16 protein-coding genes are annotated in these 17,059 nt (G+C 47.6%); 2 read left to right on the top strand and 14 right to left on the bottom strand.

Annotation, left to right across the window (positions count from 1 at the left end):
• Positions 1-4 precede the first annotated feature (4 nt).
• From T433_RS0110400 to T433_RS0110355, 10 genes are all read right to left on the bottom strand, one after another.
• Positions 5-391, bottom strand: a complete 387-nt coding sequence (locus T433_RS0110400) for a GxxExxY protein (RefSeq protein ID WP_027455751.1) — start codon at positions 389-391, stop codon at positions 5-7.
• Positions 392-533: 142 nt separating this feature from the next.
• Positions 534-1,391, bottom strand: coding sequence for a 1,4-dihydroxy-2-naphthoyl-CoA synthase (gene menB / locus T433_RS0110395; RefSeq protein ID WP_027455750.1), 858 nt, complete (start codon positions 1,389-1,391; stop codon positions 534-536).
• 84 nt (positions 1,392-1,475) lie between these two features.
• Positions 1,476-2,063 (bottom strand): superoxide dismutase, encoded by a 588-nt coding sequence (locus T433_RS0110390; RefSeq protein ID WP_027450138.1) that lies wholly within the window; start codon positions 2,061-2,063, stop codon positions 1,476-1,478.
• Positions 2,064-2,181: 118 nt separating this feature from the next.
• On the bottom strand, positions 2,182-2,652 hold the full coding sequence (locus T433_RS0110385; protein WP_155808476.1) for a hypothetical protein: 471 nt from the start codon (positions 2,650-2,652) through the stop codon (positions 2,182-2,184).
• A gap of 21 nt (positions 2,653-2,673) precedes the next feature.
• Positions 2,674-3,348, bottom strand: a complete 675-nt coding sequence (locus tag T433_RS0110380) for a hypothetical protein (protein WP_027455748.1) — start codon at positions 3,346-3,348, stop codon at positions 2,674-2,676.
• 90 nt (positions 3,349-3,438) lie between these two features.
• A complete protein-coding gene (hsdR, locus tag T433_RS0110375; RefSeq protein ID WP_027455747.1) occupies positions 3,439-5,949 on the bottom strand; it encodes an EcoAI/FtnUII family type I restriction enzme subunit R in 2,511 nt (836 codons plus the stop codon).
• 9 nt (positions 5,950-5,958) lie between these two features.
• Positions 5,959-6,399, bottom strand: a complete 441-nt coding sequence (locus T433_RS0110370; RefSeq protein WP_027455746.1) for a hypothetical protein — start codon at positions 6,397-6,399, stop codon at positions 5,959-5,961.
• 3 nt (positions 6,400-6,402) lie between these two features.
• Positions 6,403-7,575 carry a restriction endonuclease subunit S gene (locus T433_RS16255; protein ID WP_081778458.1) on the bottom strand — a complete coding sequence of 391 codons (1,173 nt, stop codon included), beginning with the start codon at positions 7,573-7,575 and terminating at the stop codon, positions 6,403-6,405.
• The gene (locus T433_RS0110360) at positions 7,572-9,029 is read right to left on the bottom strand and encodes a class I SAM-dependent DNA methyltransferase (RefSeq protein ID WP_027455745.1); all 1,458 of its coding nucleotides are present in this window, start codon (positions 9,027-9,029) and stop codon (positions 7,572-7,574) included. The genes T433_RS16255 and T433_RS0110360 overlap by 4 nt, the downstream gene beginning before the upstream one ends.
• A gap of 525 nt (positions 9,030-9,554) precedes the next feature.
• Positions 9,555-10,064: an STM3941 family protein gene (locus tag T433_RS0110355; protein WP_027455744.1), complete on the bottom strand. Its 510-nt coding sequence runs from the start codon at positions 10,062-10,064 to the stop codon at positions 9,555-9,557.
• A gap of 471 nt (positions 10,065-10,535) precedes the next feature.
• On the opposite strand from T433_RS0110355, the gene T433_RS0110350 reads away from it, so the two are divergent.
• A complete protein-coding gene (locus T433_RS0110350) occupies positions 10,536-12,221 on the top strand; it encodes a nucleoside kinase (RefSeq protein WP_027455743.1) in 1,686 nt (561 codons plus the stop codon).
• 76 nt (positions 12,222-12,297) lie between these two features.
• Here the strand turns inward: T433_RS0110350 and menD are convergent, their stop codons facing one another.
• From menD to T433_RS0110330, 4 genes are read right to left on the bottom strand one after another with little or no spacing between them, the layout of a single operon-like run.
• The gene (gene menD / locus T433_RS0110345) at positions 12,298-13,809 is read right to left on the bottom strand and encodes a 2-succinyl-5-enolpyruvyl-6-hydroxy-3-cyclohexene-1-carboxylate synthase (RefSeq protein WP_027455742.1); all 1,512 of its coding nucleotides are present in this window, start codon (positions 13,807-13,809) and stop codon (positions 12,298-12,300) included.
• Positions 13,785-14,882, bottom strand: coding sequence for an isochorismate synthase (locus T433_RS0110340; protein WP_027455741.1), 1,098 nt, complete (start codon positions 14,880-14,882; stop codon positions 13,785-13,787). The genes menD and T433_RS0110340 overlap by 25 nt, the downstream gene beginning before the upstream one ends.
• Positions 14,879-15,289, bottom strand: a complete 411-nt coding sequence (locus T433_RS0110335) for a PaaI family thioesterase (protein WP_027450144.1) — start codon at positions 15,287-15,289, stop codon at positions 14,879-14,881. The genes T433_RS0110340 and T433_RS0110335 overlap by 4 nt, the downstream gene beginning before the upstream one ends.
• 5 nt (positions 15,290-15,294) lie before the next feature.
• Positions 15,295-16,278: an ROK family protein gene (locus T433_RS0110330; protein ID WP_027450145.1), complete on the bottom strand. Its 984-nt coding sequence runs from the start codon at positions 16,276-16,278 to the stop codon at positions 15,295-15,297.
• A gap of 149 nt (positions 16,279-16,427) precedes the next feature.
• On the opposite strand from T433_RS0110330, the gene T433_RS0110325 reads away from it, so the two are divergent.
• The gene (locus tag T433_RS0110325; RefSeq protein WP_155808475.1) at positions 16,428-17,051 is read left to right on the top strand and encodes a hypothetical protein; all 624 of its coding nucleotides are present in this window, start codon (positions 16,428-16,430) and stop codon (positions 17,049-17,051) included.
• Positions 17,052-17,059: the final 8 nt, after the last annotated feature.

The raw sequence follows: 17,059 nt of genomic DNA, 5'->3' as shown, positions 1-17,059 counted from the left end.
CATACTATTTTTCAAAGCGTTTACGATAGACGCGGAATTTGCGTTTGAATTGTATTTCTTCTGAGCCAAAGTTGATGAGCAGTCCATTGTCGATGCCTGTTGCAGTCAGGTAGTTTACGAGCTGTAGTTCGTGGGCCACATGTAATGAATTGACTGCCTTTAGTTCCAATATCAATTGCTTTTCCACAACGATATCAGCTTTATAATCCCCCACTACAATTCCGTCGTAATACACAGAGATTGGACGTTCTACCTCATAGCCCAGATTATTCTTACGCAATTCTATCAACATAGCATTTTTATAGACAGCCTCCAGATATCCAGGACCTAACTGCCTACGCACCTTTCCAGCGCAGTCCATCACCCGTTTTATCAGTAATTCACCGTCCATCATCGTATATCAATATATATATTCATAAAACAAGTATTTTCACCAAAAAGTATGTTCGTGTTCGTTTGTTATTATGTCTTTAAAAGAAGTTATTATGTCTTTAAAAAAAGTTATTATGTCTTTCCCTTCCGTTATTCTGTCTTCAAGGAATCTTTGGATATTGGTCAAAGTTTGGCTTACGCTTCTCAAGGAAAGCCTTTCCTCCCTCCTGAGCCTCGTCAAGGAAATAATAAAGCATGGTACAGTCGCCAGCCAATTGCTGGATACCAGCCTGTCCGTCCAGTTCCGCATTCAATCCTGCCTTAATCATTCGCAGAGCGATAGGCGAACGCTCCATCATGGTCTCTGCCCAACTAACACACTCATCTTCCAATTGCTCGATAGGTACGACCTTGTTTACCATACCCATCTCTTCAGCTTCCTTGGCAGAGTACTGTCGACACATAAACCAAATCTCACGTGCTTTTTTCTGACCAACGATGCGAGCCAGATAGCTGGAACCAAAGCCTGCATCGAAAGAGCCCACCTTAGGACCTGTCTGTCCGAAAATAGCATTCTCTGAAGCAATCGTCAAATCGCACACCAAGTGAAGAACGTGTCCTCCACCAATGGCATAACCATTCACCATTGCAATGACGGGCTTGGGCAGTCGACGAATCTGCATCTGAACATCAAGAACACTCAGACGTGGCACACCATCGTCATCAATATAGCCACCACGTCCTTTAACATGCATGTCACCTCCTGAGCAAAAAGCATGTTTCACATCAGCCAGGCTCTTTCCTTCGGGCACCTCGCTCATGGCGCCAGTCAGCAGCACCACACGTATGTTCTGCATCTCACGGCAGGCAGCAAATGCCTGACTCAGCTCCAAGGTTGTCTTTGGTGTGAAGGCATTGCGATAGCGTGAACGGTTTATTGTAATTTTCGCAATACCATTATACTCTTCGAAGAGAATCTCCTCAAACTTCCTTATCTCTTTCCATTCTCTTTGTGCCATATCTCTTTTTTATTTTCAACGAGCAAAATTACAAAGAAAAAATGAGCAAACCATCAGGTTTGCTCACTTTCTTTTATTATTATACTAGAAATTATAACGACTCTCTATGACTTTCCAATCTATTATCTGCCAAAGAGCAGACAAATGATCGGGACGACGATTCTGATAATCAAGATAATAAGCATGTTCCCATACATCGAAAGTCAACAGTGGTTTTAGTCCTTTCTGAATGGGGTTGCCTGCATTCGTCTCCTGTGTGATAATGAGTTTGCCATCCTTATCGGCAGATAGCCATACCCATCCACTGCCAAAAAGGGTAGCACCTTTTTTCTGAAATTCATCCTTAAATGACTCAAACGAACCAAAGTCACGCTTAATCGCCTCTGCTAAGGCACCAGCAGGTGCAGGCTTTGACTGGTTACCAGTAAACTGAGCGAAATACATTTCGTGATTCATAATCTGTCCGGCATTATTCTGCATACCACCACTTGACTTGCATACAATATCCTCTAAGGATGCCTCTTCAAATCCGCTGCCATCTAACAGACCATTCAGATTATTCACATAAGCAGCCAGGTGTTTGCCATGATGAAATTCCAAAGTCTGCTTACTAATCACTGTTCCCAGTGCATCCATTGCATAAGGCAATGCCATTAATTGAAATTTGCCCATAATCGTTTAATTTTTGGTTTAACGTAATATTTGGTTAATAGCGTATTTTCCCAAGTTCATGTTGCAAAGATACAAGAAAAACTTTATTTCACCAAACATTCCTTTATTAATATCAAACCTATTTTTTGATGTGCGAATCTATCTGTGCCGTAATCTCGCAGGCCAACCCGTAGTCATAGCCCACACGCAGACGAATGGTGGAATAGTCGGTATCTTTTGTGCTGAGAATAACTGCACACTCATCTACCGTATAAGGCGTAGCCATGTTCTTTGGCATCACACCCACAAGGTCGCTAAGTTTCAACTCCATGCCAGAGATGATCATCACATCGATAGCATCATAAAACAAGATAAGCGATGGTATTTCATTGGCACGCGAGGCATTCAGCACCACCACGTCATCGGGTGCTCCATACTTCCGCTCCACTTCCTCCATTGTTGTATAGGTCACCCTCTGCACTTCCATGTTCTCCTTTCTGCTACCAATGAAATATGCAATTGGGAGCACCAGCAGCAACAACACATACGGTCCCAGATACATAGCCAGACAGAGAATTGCAACGACAGCAAGAATAATGTTTCGTTTCATACTACTTCGTTTATAATATATTCAATTATTTATCAATAATATCTCGTCGAGCTTCTTCAACACACAGAAGGGATTTCTCTTTACCTCTTCCTTTGTCAAAGTTTTAATATAGGCCTCCATTTCCGGATACATATAGAAGGTATCCAACAATGTCTTTCTACGTCGCTCGTTGAACTTCTGAAATGGTTTCATAAAAGCCATTGCATAAGGCATATCATCTAACATAAAGAAATATTTAAACCCATATAATGGATGAGAAGACAAATATCCCCTCACCTTTTTCCCTTTATAAAGCAACAATAGCATAACGGGATGCTCCATAACAAAGGGTTTGCTTCCACCAAAAGCAAAATTCGCAGGACGAGACTCCCATTTGAATTTCAAATCAGGTTTGTCATCATACCATGTTACCATACTATCAATCTCACTATTGGGTATTCTGGTAGTCCGTTCAAACAGTTTATTGCCTTTTGTGAAAATCATCGTCGAGTCTGACGCATCCGGTAGATGATATGAGCCATACAAGGCAGGAGTGATATTTTTCAGATAGCCCTCGAACGTAGTTCCGTCTTTCTTATAAGCCACAGCATGCATCCAATCCTTTATTTCTTTTTTTTTCTCGGTTTCCTGGGCCATTAATGAAAAGGAGCCCATCATGCATATAGCTACAATTAAAAGGAAAACATTTTTTTTCATTATTTTTTAGTTTATTGGTTGATGCTGCAAAGGTAGCACTATTTGCGTAATCCGCCAAGAAAATAATAAATATTAACAATATAACTGTACCTATATCTCACAATACAATCGTCGTTGCAACTCGTAGTAATGGTTACGTATCTCCGTGACTGACATGTTTAGCCTCTCCTTAGCATCCCTCATCGAGTTAAACCGGATGTTGATGAAGGTTTTCAGTTTGTCTGCACCCAGTTCCTTGAAGCCGTTGCTGGCATAGTATTCCAGAATCAGGTTGTCGAACTCTCGCTGTTCCTTATTCAACGCATCTACATACTGCTTCTTCACAAGCTCCACTCTCTTTGCCCGCTCCATAGGTGTAGAGTCGTAGGCAATATACTCCAGCACATCAAGCAAGTCGCACTTTTGCATCTTCAGCATATTCTTCAGCATATTCAGTTTCTCCTCTGCAAATCCAGCCTCATCCAACGTTTTTAGCAGTTGCTCACGAGTTTCCGGATTTGCCCATTTCTCCCTGAGGTCATCAGCATCTGAGAAAAGGTCAGGTATTCTTCCGAAGAGTTTTTTTACATATTCATCAAGACCGATAAATTCGTCGCCAAAGAATATTTTCTGCTCCCAAGTCGTTTCAAGAGTCACCCTTCTTCCTACAGAAAGTTTGATATCTATGAGATTATTTCTGGGCCCTTCGCAAGTACAAGGCAGATGACCACATACAGGGCAAACCTCGTGTTCAGAAGCTTTATCGCCCCCACCATTATTTGTATCTGTATGTTTTTTCTTTTTGCACGTGCAGGGCCAGTTTCCACATACGGGGCAGTAGGTATCGCCATCCCAGTCTGGATCCTTAAACATGTCGCAAGCACCCACAAAGTCATAGATCGTGAAATAATACTTTCCGTCAAATAAGCGCGTGCCTCTACCTATAATCTGCTTAAACTCTACGATGTTCTGCACAGGGCGCATCAGTACGATGTTTCGCACATTGCGGGCATCAACGCCAGTGCTCAGTTTATAAGAGGTGGTCAGGATAGTAGGCAACAGCTTTTCGTTGTCTTGGAATGTTCTCAGGGTGGCTTCGCCCACCTCGCCATCATCGGCCGTAACGCGCTCACAATAGTTATTGGCAGGGCGCTGCTTATGCTTGTTCACCATGTCACGCACTATCATGGCATGCTTCTGAGTGGCACAGAAGATGATGGTCTTTTCGTCTGGATCAATCTTGCTCAGCAGTTCCTTCACACGATGTTCATCGCGCTCTTTGATCTGGATTCTGCCATTATAGAAATCCGACTCCGTGTAGGTCTTCTCGGGATCTATCTCTCCACTTTTCACGACGTCGCCCTTCTCCCACTTGTAGTCATCAATGTTGCTCGTAGATAGTTCCACGCGGAAGGGAACCAGGAAACCATCCTCGATGCCTTGTTTCAGCGAGTAGCTATATACAGGAGTGCCAAAGTAGGCATAGGTATTGGCATTATCCTTTCTTTTGGGAGTAGCAGTCATACCCAACTGATAGGCACTGTCGAAGTATTCCATCAACTTGCGCCACTCACTTTCATCATTAGCACCACCACGATGGCACTCATCAATAATGATGAAATCGAAGAAGTCGCGCTCATACTGCATGTAATATGGCTGGTCGTCTGCGCCTTCAGGCAACTTGATGCCTTGCTCCTCTGCTTTCTGTGCATTGGGCGAAGTCATCATTGTCTGGAAAATGGTGAAGTAAAGATTGCGTGCCGTGGGCACCTTGTAGTTGTTCTTTTTCAGCTCCTTGGGAGTTATGCGGCACATCGCATCCTCGGGGAACTGGTCGAAGTCGTTGATGGCCTGATTAGCCAGAATGTTTCTGTCAGCTATAAACAGGATTCTTGGCGCACGCTCCACACCCTTCGTGGTGACTACGTCTTCATCCGTCGAGACTCGGCCATCCTTGAGCGAGTTCAGATGGCCCTCGCTTCTCCGGATGTTCCACTTCGTCTGCGTCAGCTTCCAACAAATCTGGAATGCCGTATAGGTCTTACCCGTACCAGTGGCCATAGTCAGCAAGATGCGATTGCGCTGCTTGGCCACAGCCTCCAACACACTCTTGATGGCTATCTCCTGATAGTAACGAGGCTGGCGACCGCCACTGCGATTCAGTGCACACAGATTAAACTTGTCTCGCCAGGGATTCTCCTCCGGGAAAGTCATCTGCCACAAGTCCTGTGGCGACGGGAAGGCGTCAATATCATGCTCCTTGCTGGGGATGATATACTCGCCCTGATTGTTCTTGATTCCCATGTCGATGAACCAGATCTCATCGCCATTGGTACTATAGGTATAGCGAATCTTCAGCGCATCGGCATAGAGCTTGGCTTGCCCTACGCCCTCAGACACGTCTTTCTCGTCGCTCTTGGCCTCTATCACAGCCAGTTTCTGCCCCTTATATTCCAGGATGTAGTCAGCCTTCTTCGGGTTCTTGTGCCCAGTAGTCGTGATGCGACCAGGCGCAATATACGCACTCTGCTCCACCAGAATATTACTTCCAGGAACTATCCCCCAACCGGCTTCCCTCAGTTTGGGGTCTATCTTGTTGAATCGTGTCTGAGCTTCGTTCATATGATTCTTTTATTTAGGTATTCTGACAAGTATTACAGGATATTTCGACCCCATATACTCATGACTTATATAAGATTCTTCGAAAAAATGAGCTACCATTTTCTCTGAACAGTCTTCTTCATCATCTTTAAGCCAAGACTCAGGAAAAAACGCTCTCATCTTTTTTCCTGCTTCTATATAATAATCTTCATGATAATGAACGTAATCTCCATTCGTACCCAAAAAGCTGCATCCTCTATTCTCGTCTGTGAATTTATCTTGAATAATCCTACAATTATCTGTTAGCTCGTAAAACTGCTCTTTAGTTGGAATGTTTAACTTTGCTGCCTCATTATAAGAAAGATATAGGATATTCCCTTCCTCATCCTTAAGGTAGTCAATCGCCCATTTTGTTCCACTTGGCAACGCCAAATCGACAAAATCAATCATCATATCATTAATATCGTTCATATTCTATTCAAATACTTGTCTTAATATTGCTTGTTTCAATGCGTCACACTCCTGAGAAATCTTGTCGTAGTTCTCTTGGAGGCGGTCAACCTTGGATTTGAGAGAGTCGAGAGTGGCAACGATGGATTGCTGCTCAGAGAGGGAAGGATAATCGAAAGAGAGCCCTTCAATGAATTTAATTTTAACGCCCTTCACCGTTGCTCCGATGCCATTATCTACTATATATTTTGTTTTGTGCTTGAAATAATAAAAAATAAAGTCCCTTAATATATTATTATTCTTAGGAATGATACCTTTCAAATCTTGGTTGATCGCAGTGTCAACAGCTAATTTGCACACCTTTCCTAAACCTACTCTAGTTGCAATTATTATTTCTCCTGTTTTAATAATTCTGCTTGAACTTTCATTTAATCCTTTATCGGTAATATAGTAACCTGTAGACTTTAATACGTCACAGTTCATATCACTCACAGTAGCCCATGGAATATTGCCACTCCAATAGTCTTTATTCTTGGTATCTGGCGTACCTCCACCAACGACATTGCAAACATCCCCTAACTTATTATGTACCCACCCTTCTTTTGGTTCAAGCATTTCTTTGAGTGATGCTTGGAAGAGGGCTTTGGCTTCATTGAGGGCTTTTTCTGCATTAGCCTTCATCGCATCTATCTTTGCAAAAGCAGAGTCAAGATAATCAACGATGGATTGTTGCTCGGAGAGAGAGGGTATTGCAATTTCATAATTGGACAACCAAACCGTACTTAGATTTAATTGAGCAGCACCTGATGAATTCTTCGTACAAATATTTTCAAAATAGTCTGAATTAAGGAAATGATACAGGTATTGCTTATCTACTTCGTTCCCCTTTAATCTCAAACAAGCTACTCGCTGATTCAATGCCGCAGGCAAAAGCCTTTGAGACAATCGCCCAACGCGGCCAACATTTCCAGTAAGAGATACTAACAAATCACCTTCCCTAAGTAGATATCTTTCGATTTCTTTTTTGGAACTCAGTGGATAATATTTTGGATCATTATCTTCAACTCGGCCTTTTTGAACATTAGTTATACGTATAATACGTATTCCCTCCGAAACGTATCTGCTACTTTTAAATGCAAATCCATTTAGAATCTCGCAAATATCCCCTAACTTCTTATATTCCCAACCTTCTTTCATTTCACCATCTCCATGATTTCGTTAATAAGCGTCTGATTCTCCTGCTCAAGGGCAAGGATGGTCTCTGCTATCTCGCTGGGGGTACGCTCATCTACTTCTTCTACCTTGTTGGGGTTCTTCACGCTGAGGTCGCAACTGTCGTCGAGGGTGCTCACGTCGAGTGTCCACGAATGTTCGCTCTCGGCTTGGGTCTTCTGCAAAGTCAGGAACTCCTCCATATCAGCCTCCGTCAGTGGCTGCGTCTTGGTGAAGTGCTTATCCACTTGATAGTACCATATCTTCTCTGTTGGCTCACCCTTAGTAAAGAACAAAACAACAGTCTTTACACCAGCACCGGTGAATACGCCCGAAGGGAGGTCGAGGATGGTATGCAGGTTGCAGTTCTCCAAAAGCATCTTGCGGATGGCACTTGCATCGCCATTGCTCAGGAAGGTGTTCTTGATAACGATACCGGCACGACCACCAGCCTTCAGCATCTTGATGAAGTGCTGCATAAACATATAGGCCGTCTCAGAGGTGCGAATTTCAAAGTTCTGCAACACCTCGCCTCGCTCATTACCTCCAAAGGGCGGATTAGCCAAGATGACATGCTTGCGATCGCTCTCCTGAATCTGGCTAAGGTTCATCGCCAGGGTGTTACCATGCGTAATATTAGGAGCCGATACACCATGGAATATCATATTCATGGTAGCAATGATATAGGGCAGCCCTTTCTTCTCCTTGCCATAGAAGGTGGATTTCTGCAATATCTCGTGGTCTTTCACGCTCTTAATCTTTTCCTTCATATAGAGGAAGGCCTCGCAGAGGAAACCAGCCGAACCGCATGCAGGGTCATAGACCGTTTCACCTATCTTGGGGTCAACCACCTTGATGATGCTACGAATCAGGGGGCGAGGCGTGTAATACTCACCACCATTGCGACCTGCATTACCCATGCGCTGGATGTTGCTCTCATAGAGCACCGTCATCTCGTGCTTATCCTCAGCACTCTGGAAGTGGAGTTCATCAATCATGTTGATAATCTCACGCATGTTGAAGCCTGAGCGAATCTTATTGTGCAGTTCGCCGAAAATCTCACCAATCTTGTATTCAAGGCTATCGGTACTGGTAGCCGTGTTTTGGAAGTCTTTGAGGTATGGGAAGAGCTTCTGGTCAACAAATTCCACCAGGTCATCGCCACTCATGGCGTTGACGGTATCCAGCACCATCTTGCCCGTCTGCGGGTCGCGCTTCTTAGGCGTTGCCCATTGGCTCCAACGATAGAAACCCGACACCAGTCGCTTGTAGCTCTTGCCGTCAAGTTCAGCTTCTTCTTCGCGTTCCGTTTCCAGGTCGTCGAGGTATTTCAGGAACAGCATCCATGATTTCTGCTCCAGATAGTCCAATTCACTACCACAACCCTGCTCTTTCCACAGGATCTGGTCTATAGCCTTAAATGTATTTTCGTATTTCATTTACCTGTTTATATAGTCGCACCATACTATATCTCCAGGTTTGCTTACAGGTATATTTCAAAGGACCTCAGGACACAAAAGAAGCGCGAACAATGACTCTTCTCTTGAATCGTGAGGTCCTAGGAATAACCTGTAGTATTAAGATACAAGTCATGCCCGCGCTATCGCACGGGCATCGAGCAGACTTATTCAAATACTACTTATCGTTGAAATTTCCTAGGTTTCACGATTCTCTGAACAAATAGCTGATGCTATTAATTTTACCCTCAAAAATCGTACCCCACCCTGCGCTCAGGGAATCATGCCAAGGCATGGGTTGTTTACAACCATCGGGAAATACTTGCGACAAAGGTACAAAGAAACAAGAACAATACAAAACAAATTGGTATTTATTTTGTGGAAAAACGAGACCCCCTCCTAGCCTCCCCCTGTGATGGGGAGGAATAAATAGAAAAAGGGGATTGAGGTGTAACACAAAATGTGTAGTCGCGATATAATTCACGAGGATGATTACATTTTTTTGTGTCAACGCGCGGAATTCCGCAGTCGCTCATTCAGTATGTTGAGCAGTTCTTGAGGCTTCATGCCGAGGCCCGTGGTGGAGATATGCTCCTGGGCGCCCGTCAGTTTGTTGTTGAACCGGCGAAGCAGGCGCAAGAAGAAATTGCCTTCCTCTATTTTGGCCAGTTCCACGTTGGGTTTAAAGTGTATGGATATGAACGTCTGAGAGTTCATCTTAATCAATTGAAAAGCCTCAACATCGCAGAAATGAACCACAAAAGGGCGGACACCCCTGACGATGACCTGCTGGTCCGTCACCGAAATATAGGGACTACCCATCAGGCGCTCCATGATGAGCATATAAGAAATGACAAAGAAGCCAAAGCCGAAAAACAAAACAGTGAGCACACCGCAAATCATACGCGGGATGCGATCATCACCACACATCAGTATTGCAACATAAACAAAGGTTACACATCCTGTCATCATCAAGAGCATTCGCCACAAAGAGTGATAGATACGGATTTCTTTCATAATGATTATAGTTTTACGATTGGTGCGACAAAGATAATACTAAAAACTGAAACTGACAAAAGAAAGCAGGAAATTTAACGACACGGCATCGTGATAGTGGCACTATTGCAACGCAAAAGTGGCACTATTATCATGCAAAAGTGCCACTTTTGACATGCAATACTAACGCTTTTGGTTACGATCTAGAGTCTAGACGGAGGCATTCTAGAGTCTAGACGGAGGCATTCTAGAGTCTAGAAAGGCGTGTTCTAGACTCTACACTGGATGCAAGAGTATAGCTATGGCAAGTCGAAAACGTTAAAACTACGAAATAAAAGTAGAAGTTTTGTGGCTAAATAGAATAAAAACTGTAACTTTGGCTTGCAGCCGAAGGTACTTGCGCTCGACAATAAAAACAAAAAAAAGCATTTTTATTTTGCATTGTCCTCGCTTATTCGTACCTTTGCACTAATACAATAACCGGTTATCCTTATGCTTCAAATTCGCTGTAAAAACAACAATGTGACCAAGAGCTTCCCCGAGGGGACCTCGCTGCTCGACGTCTATCAGGAGTTTGCCGACGACATCAAACTGCCCTACCCCGTGGTTTCGGCCAAGGTGAACAATGCCTCGCAAGGACTGAAGTTCCGCCTGTATCAAAACCGTGACGTAGAGTTTCTGGATGCGCGCGCCGGATCGGGCCACCGCGTATATGTGCGCTCGCTGTGCTTCCTGCTCTACAAGGCCACCCAGGACTTGTTTCCCGGGTCAAAGCTCTTCATAGAGCATGCCATCTCGCGTGGCTTCTACTGCAACTTCAAGAAGCGCACCAGCGAGCCACTGACCGAAGAGGACGTGGCGAACATTAAAAAGCGAATGCAGGAGATTGTGGGCCTCGACATGCCCTTCCGCCGCAACGAAGCAACGATAGAAGAGGCTGTACGCGTGTTCTCGGAACGTGGTTTCAGCGACAAGGTGAAACTGCTGGAAACCAGCGGACAGCTATACAGCGACTACTATACACTGGGCGACACACCCGACTACTACTACGGGCCGCTGGTGCCGTCGGCCAGCTATCTGAAGGTGTGGGACCTGCAAAGCTACGAGGACGGCATGCTGCTGCGCGTGCCCGACTGGAACGACCCCAGCAAGGTGGCAGAATATGTGGATATGCCCAAGACCTACAGCATGTTTGCCGAGAAGACGCGCTGGGACATCATCATGCGACTGTCGAATGCGGGCGATGTGAACAAGGCTATACTGAAGGGACATGCATCGGACCTGATACAGGTGTCGGAAGCACTGCAAGAGAAGAAGATTGTGCAGATAGCCGAAGAGATTGAACGTCGCTTCCACCGCGAGGAGAAGCCCGTCAGACTGGTGCTCATCACGGGACCGTCGAGCTCGGGAAAGACCACGTTCTGCAAGCGACTGAGCATCCAGCTGCAGGCCTGCGGACTGCGTCCTATCTCGGTTTCGACCGACGATTACTTCGTAAACCGTCTGGACACGCCTAAGCTTCCAAACGGCGACTATGACTTTGACAATATCGAAACCGTGGACTATCGAATGCTGGAAGACCACCTGATAAGGCTGATGAAGGGTGAACGCGTAGAGGTGCCGGAATACAACTTCGTGACGGGCATGCGCGAATGGAATGGCAAGAAACTGAAACTGTCTAACGACACGGTGCTGATTATTGAGGGCATTCACGCCCTGAACCCACAGCTGACCAAGAGCATCGACGACTCGGCTAAGTTCAAGATTTACATCTCGGCGCTGACGAGCATCTCGTTGGACGACCACAACTGGATTCCAACGCAAGACAACCGACTGCTGCGCCGCATCATTCGCGACTATAACAAGGGGGCTTTCACGGCGCGTGAGACCATTGCGCAGTGGAAAAACGTGTGCGAAGCGGAAGATAAATGGATATTCCCCTATCAGGAGACGGCCGACGTGATGTTCAACTCGGCACTCAACATTGAGTTTGCCGTGCTGCGCACCCACGCGGAAATCATATTGGCTTCGGTGCCCAGAAACTGTCCGGAATATGCCGAGGCACACCGACTGATGAAGTTCATACATTTGTTCCTGCCCATCAGCGACAAAGAAATACCACCTACGTCAATCATGCGAGAGTTCGTAGGTGGCTCGAGCTTTAAATATGTGCGATAGAAGCCTCCCCCAGCCCCTCCGAAGGAGGGAAGCCATTCTCAAACTATGGACACGGTATGTACACCCCATGAAAAAGCTACTGAGACAGCATCACTTCTAACAGCATAGGGCATTGACTATCGGCACTGACCAACCAGTCGATGCCTTTTTTCATGTCTTCCATTGTGCTGGCTTGACGATAGGCAACATGGTTCTGACGACAGATGCCTTCAGCCGAGGTGTGGTGCTGGGCTGCTACAAAACGGTCGCGGGCAGGGCTCTGGTCGAGCCCAGGCAGGTTGTCGAAGATGACGCCCTTGCCGTTGTTCAGCAGCAGGATGCGGAAGTTGCCCTTGAGATTCTGGTTCCACAAGGCATTCTGGTCGTAGAAGAAACTGAGGTCACCAATGACGCAGAAGACGCGATCATCGGTGACGCACGAGAAGCCGGCAGCTGTGGATAGCGACCCTTCGATACCGTTGACGCCGCGATTACAAAAGACCTTTGAGTGGGAATAGATGTTAGCCAGACGAATGGCCATGCTGTTGGCATACTGTACCGTGGGCTGAGAGCCTGCTGCTGTCTGCACCACTGAGCACTGCTGCTCGAAATATTTCACCACGGCGGCCTGCGAATAGGGCAACACCTCGGCTTCTTTCTGCTGCCGGACATCGGCCAACAGGGCCTCCCACTTCTGCACAAAGGGATGGGGCATCTCTTCCAGATTGAAGCGTATAAGGTCGGCTACGACCTCTGGGTCGCCCTGAACGACGTGGGTCAGATTCATGAAGGTGTCGTTCACCTCGCCCGTGAGGTTGACAGCCCAGGTTTCCTTGGCCCGGCGCAAGAAGCGCTTCACGTGCTTACTGACAATAGATCCACCGGTGTAAAGCACGAAATCGGGCACATAGGCCTCGTCGTCTTTCACCCGCAGCACAGCCTCTTCCAGCAGCGGGTTCATGGGCTGACCGGCTATCAGCATGGGGCGCTGGGCCTGCAGAAACATGCGGCAGACGTGCGTCAGGGTGATATTGCTGGCTTCGGCAGGGGTGAAATCAATCTTGCGTTCGTCGGGAAGCGACGGTGTGGTGAAACTAAACAAGGGCTCGGAGATGGGCACATTGATATGTACAGGCCCCCGCTTCTCCATCAGGGCCTCGTTGATCAGGCGGTTGCAGTACCAGTGCTCTTCTTCGTCGCGGGGTTCCACCAGCGTCACGGCCTTCTTGACAAAGCGCCCGAGGGCGTCGGGCTGTGGCAGCGTCTGACCATCGAGCTGGTCGATCCACTGCTGAGGACGGTCGGCCGAGATGACCACCACGGGGCGATGCTGATAGAAAGCCTCTGCCACGGCAGGTGCTAGGTTGAGCAGTGCCGTGCCACTGGTCACGCAGACCACCACAGGTTGCTGCAGTGCCTGGGTCATACCTAGGGCATAGAAACCAGCCGAACGTTCGTCGGTGACGGGATAGCACTGAATATCGGGACATTCGTTGAGGTTGTGCACGATGGCCGCATTGCGACTGCCGGGACACACCACCGCATGGCGAATGCCGTGCTTCACGAGCAATGCCGTGAGGATATTTACATTTTCTTTGTTGCAATACATTGTCTCATTGTTTCGAGTTTGGCCTCGGTCTCCAGCCATTCCTGTTCTTCCACGCTGTCTTTCAGCAGTCCGCCGCCGGCATAGAGTCGATACTGGCCTTCGGCAATCTGCATGCAGCGCAGCGTGACGTAGAGATGGGTGGACGACTGCAGGTTCAGCGGACCCATGAAGCCGCTGTAGTAGCGGCGGGGGGTATGCTCATGTGTCTGGATGAAACGATAGGTCTCGGCCTTGGGGAGTCCGCAGACGGCAGGTGTGGGGTGCAGCTGACTGATCAGGTTGCCCACACAGTCACGGTCGAGAAGGGTGAAGGTGAAGTCGCTGCGCAGGTGAACCAGGTTGGCAGCACGCACGGTTCGAGGTCCCTCCTCGCGGATATCGGTGGCCTGATGACTCAGGCAGTCCATGATATAACTGGCCACATAGCGCTGTTCCTGTATGTTCTTGTCGGACCACTGTACGCGCTCGCCTTCGCCGTTCAGGTCGTCGCCCTCCAGTTTCATGGTGCCAGCCAGCGCCATGGTGTGCCATCGGTCGGCCTCGCCCTCGAGCAACACCTCGGGGGTTGCCGTGAGCCAATAGCCACTTTGGGGCGTATAGACCAGCGAGATAAACAGGCGTGGGTAGTACTCGCAGGCGCGAGCAAACAGCTGTAGCGGGTCGGCATCGTCGATGAACGACTGTTCAGCACACCGGCTGAGCACAATCTTGCGGAAGCGTCCGTCGAGCAGTTGCTGATGGAAGCTGGCAAAGTCGGAGGCATAGTCGGCACGCTCGCTTTGGGATGAGGCCACTTTTCGGGGTGAATGGGGGCACTTTACGGGTAGAAAAGCGGCCCTTTTCTCGGCGAAAAGGGGCACTATTCCAAGGGCATAGTTGCGGAAGGTCTGCACACGATCGGGACGGATAAGCAGCACGGGACAATCAGCGGTGGCCTGAAAGGGTGCCAACACAAATCCCTGGCGCCCGTTCAAGTCCTGCAATGAGGTAATCTCCGTTGGAAGTCCGGCGGTCTGCTCCACCAAGGTAACCTCCTGCTGGTGGGGCAGTCTGTAGAGTGCGAATGCTGTCATTTGCTCTTTATCACATAGTTGGTGACACGAACATTCGAGATAAGGTCACCAGCCGTATCCTTGATATCAACATTCCACACATGGAGCGTGCTGCCACGATGCAACAGGCGGGCATAGGCTGTGACAGTGTCGCCCTCGGCAACAGCCTTGACATGGCTGCCGCTGACCTCGATGCCCACACAGGCACAACCGGGACATAGCGACGACGAAGCCACACCGGCTACATTCTCGGCCAGAGCCAGCGAAGCGCCACCACTGAGGAAGCCAAAGGGCTGGCGGTTGCGCTCGTCAACTTTCATACGGGCCATACACGTATCGTCCTCGGGTGTGGAGAAGAACTCCATCCCGAGGGCGGTACTTAAATTGGGTTTTGAACTGATTATCTGATTAATCTTGTCAACGTTCATTGAATTTACTTAAACAGAGAATACTCCTTAACGTTCCATGCTAATGCGCTGGCACCCAGCAAGTCACGGTCGTTTTCGTTAAGATTTGAGAGAAGTATCTTCACCTTTCCACTCATGTTATGGAAGACATGTTCTTCGAAAGACTGATCGGTGGGCTCGAGCAACCATTTACCGGCATGAGCCACACCACCACAAAGGATGATGGCTTCGGGATTGAGCACGGTGGCATAGTTGGCCAAACTGATACCCAACAGGTGGCCTGTGCGACGATAGACCTCGATAGAAAGCTCGTCGCCCTGCTCACAGAAATCGAAAATCAACTTGGGATCCAGCTCGTCAATCTTGTCGCGCATCAATGAAGGACGCTTGTCTTCTTCCAACAGCTCCCTGGCCGTCTGGACAATACCCTTTGCACCTGCATAGGCTTCAAGACATCCTCGATTGCCGCAACCGCAAAGGCGCCCGCCATCAACGACACAAGAGTGGCCTACCTCGCCAGCAAAGCCTTCGATGCCCAGATAGGGCTTGCCTTTCAGCGTGATGCAACTGCCCACGCCGTGGCCCAGGTTGACAACCAAGAAATCACTTAAACCGTGAGCACTGCCATAGACGTACTCACCCAATGCACGAGCATGAACATCATTGCCGAGAGCCACTGCCAGGCCCAGACGGTCGCGCAGCATGGCTGCCATCGGAATCTGACCCTTCCACTCGAGGTTGGGCGGATTCTCAATACATCCCGTCAGGAAGTTTCCACTGGGCGAACTGACACCAACAGAACGGATACTTTCGTAGCCACCGTTGCTCTCTACCAATTCGATGATACAGTTACTCAGATAAGTAACATACTCGTTAACATTAGGATAGGTTTTGGTCGGAAAACCATCGCGGGCTATGATATTGCCTCGCACGTCAACAATGGCAAAGACGGTCTTGTCTATGCTAATGTCTACACCAACAACTCTGGTTTTTATTGAATCTTGTGTCATCGTTAATTATCGTAGTTATTGACAGGGCAAAAATAACAATTAAATTAGATATTACCAAAGGATTTATGCATTTTTTTTGCGCATTCAAATAATAATATGTAATTTTGCGCCAATTAAGGCTTATAATTAATAACCAAAACTCAAAAACAATGAAAAAGTATTTTGTAATGGTCATAATGGCGCTGGCCGTTGGTTTCGCTTCATGTGACAACAACAAGAAAACGGAAGTGCAAGAAGAAGCAACAGCTACAGTGGTTGACGAACTGCTCAACGAGGTAGGAAACGAAGACACTGCTGCCGTCAAGGCCTCGCTGGAAGCTGTGCAGGAAGAGATCAACACGCTGGCTGCCGAAGACCCGGAAGCTGCTAAGGAATATATTAATAAGGTGCAGGCGTACCTAAAAGATAATACTGAGAAGATCAATGCCCTGGTGGCTGGCGACGAAGAGGCTTTGTCACTGGTGAACACTCTGGTGAACGCACCTGCAGAGGCTGTGTTGAATGCAGTCACTGCCGGACAATCGGTGGTGGACAATGCTGAAGCAACCGCCGAGAGCGTGAAAAGCGCTGCCGAAGAAGCCGTGCAGAACAAGGCCAACGAGATCGTGAACGAAGCCAACAAAAAGGCCGAGGAGCAGAAAGCGGAAGCCAACAAGAAGGTGAACGAAGCTAAGCAGAAGGCCAACGAGGAGGTGAACAAAGCTGCAAAGAAGGCTAACCAGGAGGTGAACAAAGCTGCCGAGAAACTGCTGAAAGAGGCTGGACTGAAATAAACACGACG

The organism is Xylanibacter brevis ATCC 19188, assembly GCF_000621725.1.
GTDB lineage: Bacteria > Bacteroidota > Bacteroidia > Bacteroidales > Bacteroidaceae > Prevotella > Prevotella brevis.
Note: the sequence above shows the minus strand (reverse complement) of the source record. Positions and strands in the feature narration are given on the sequence as shown.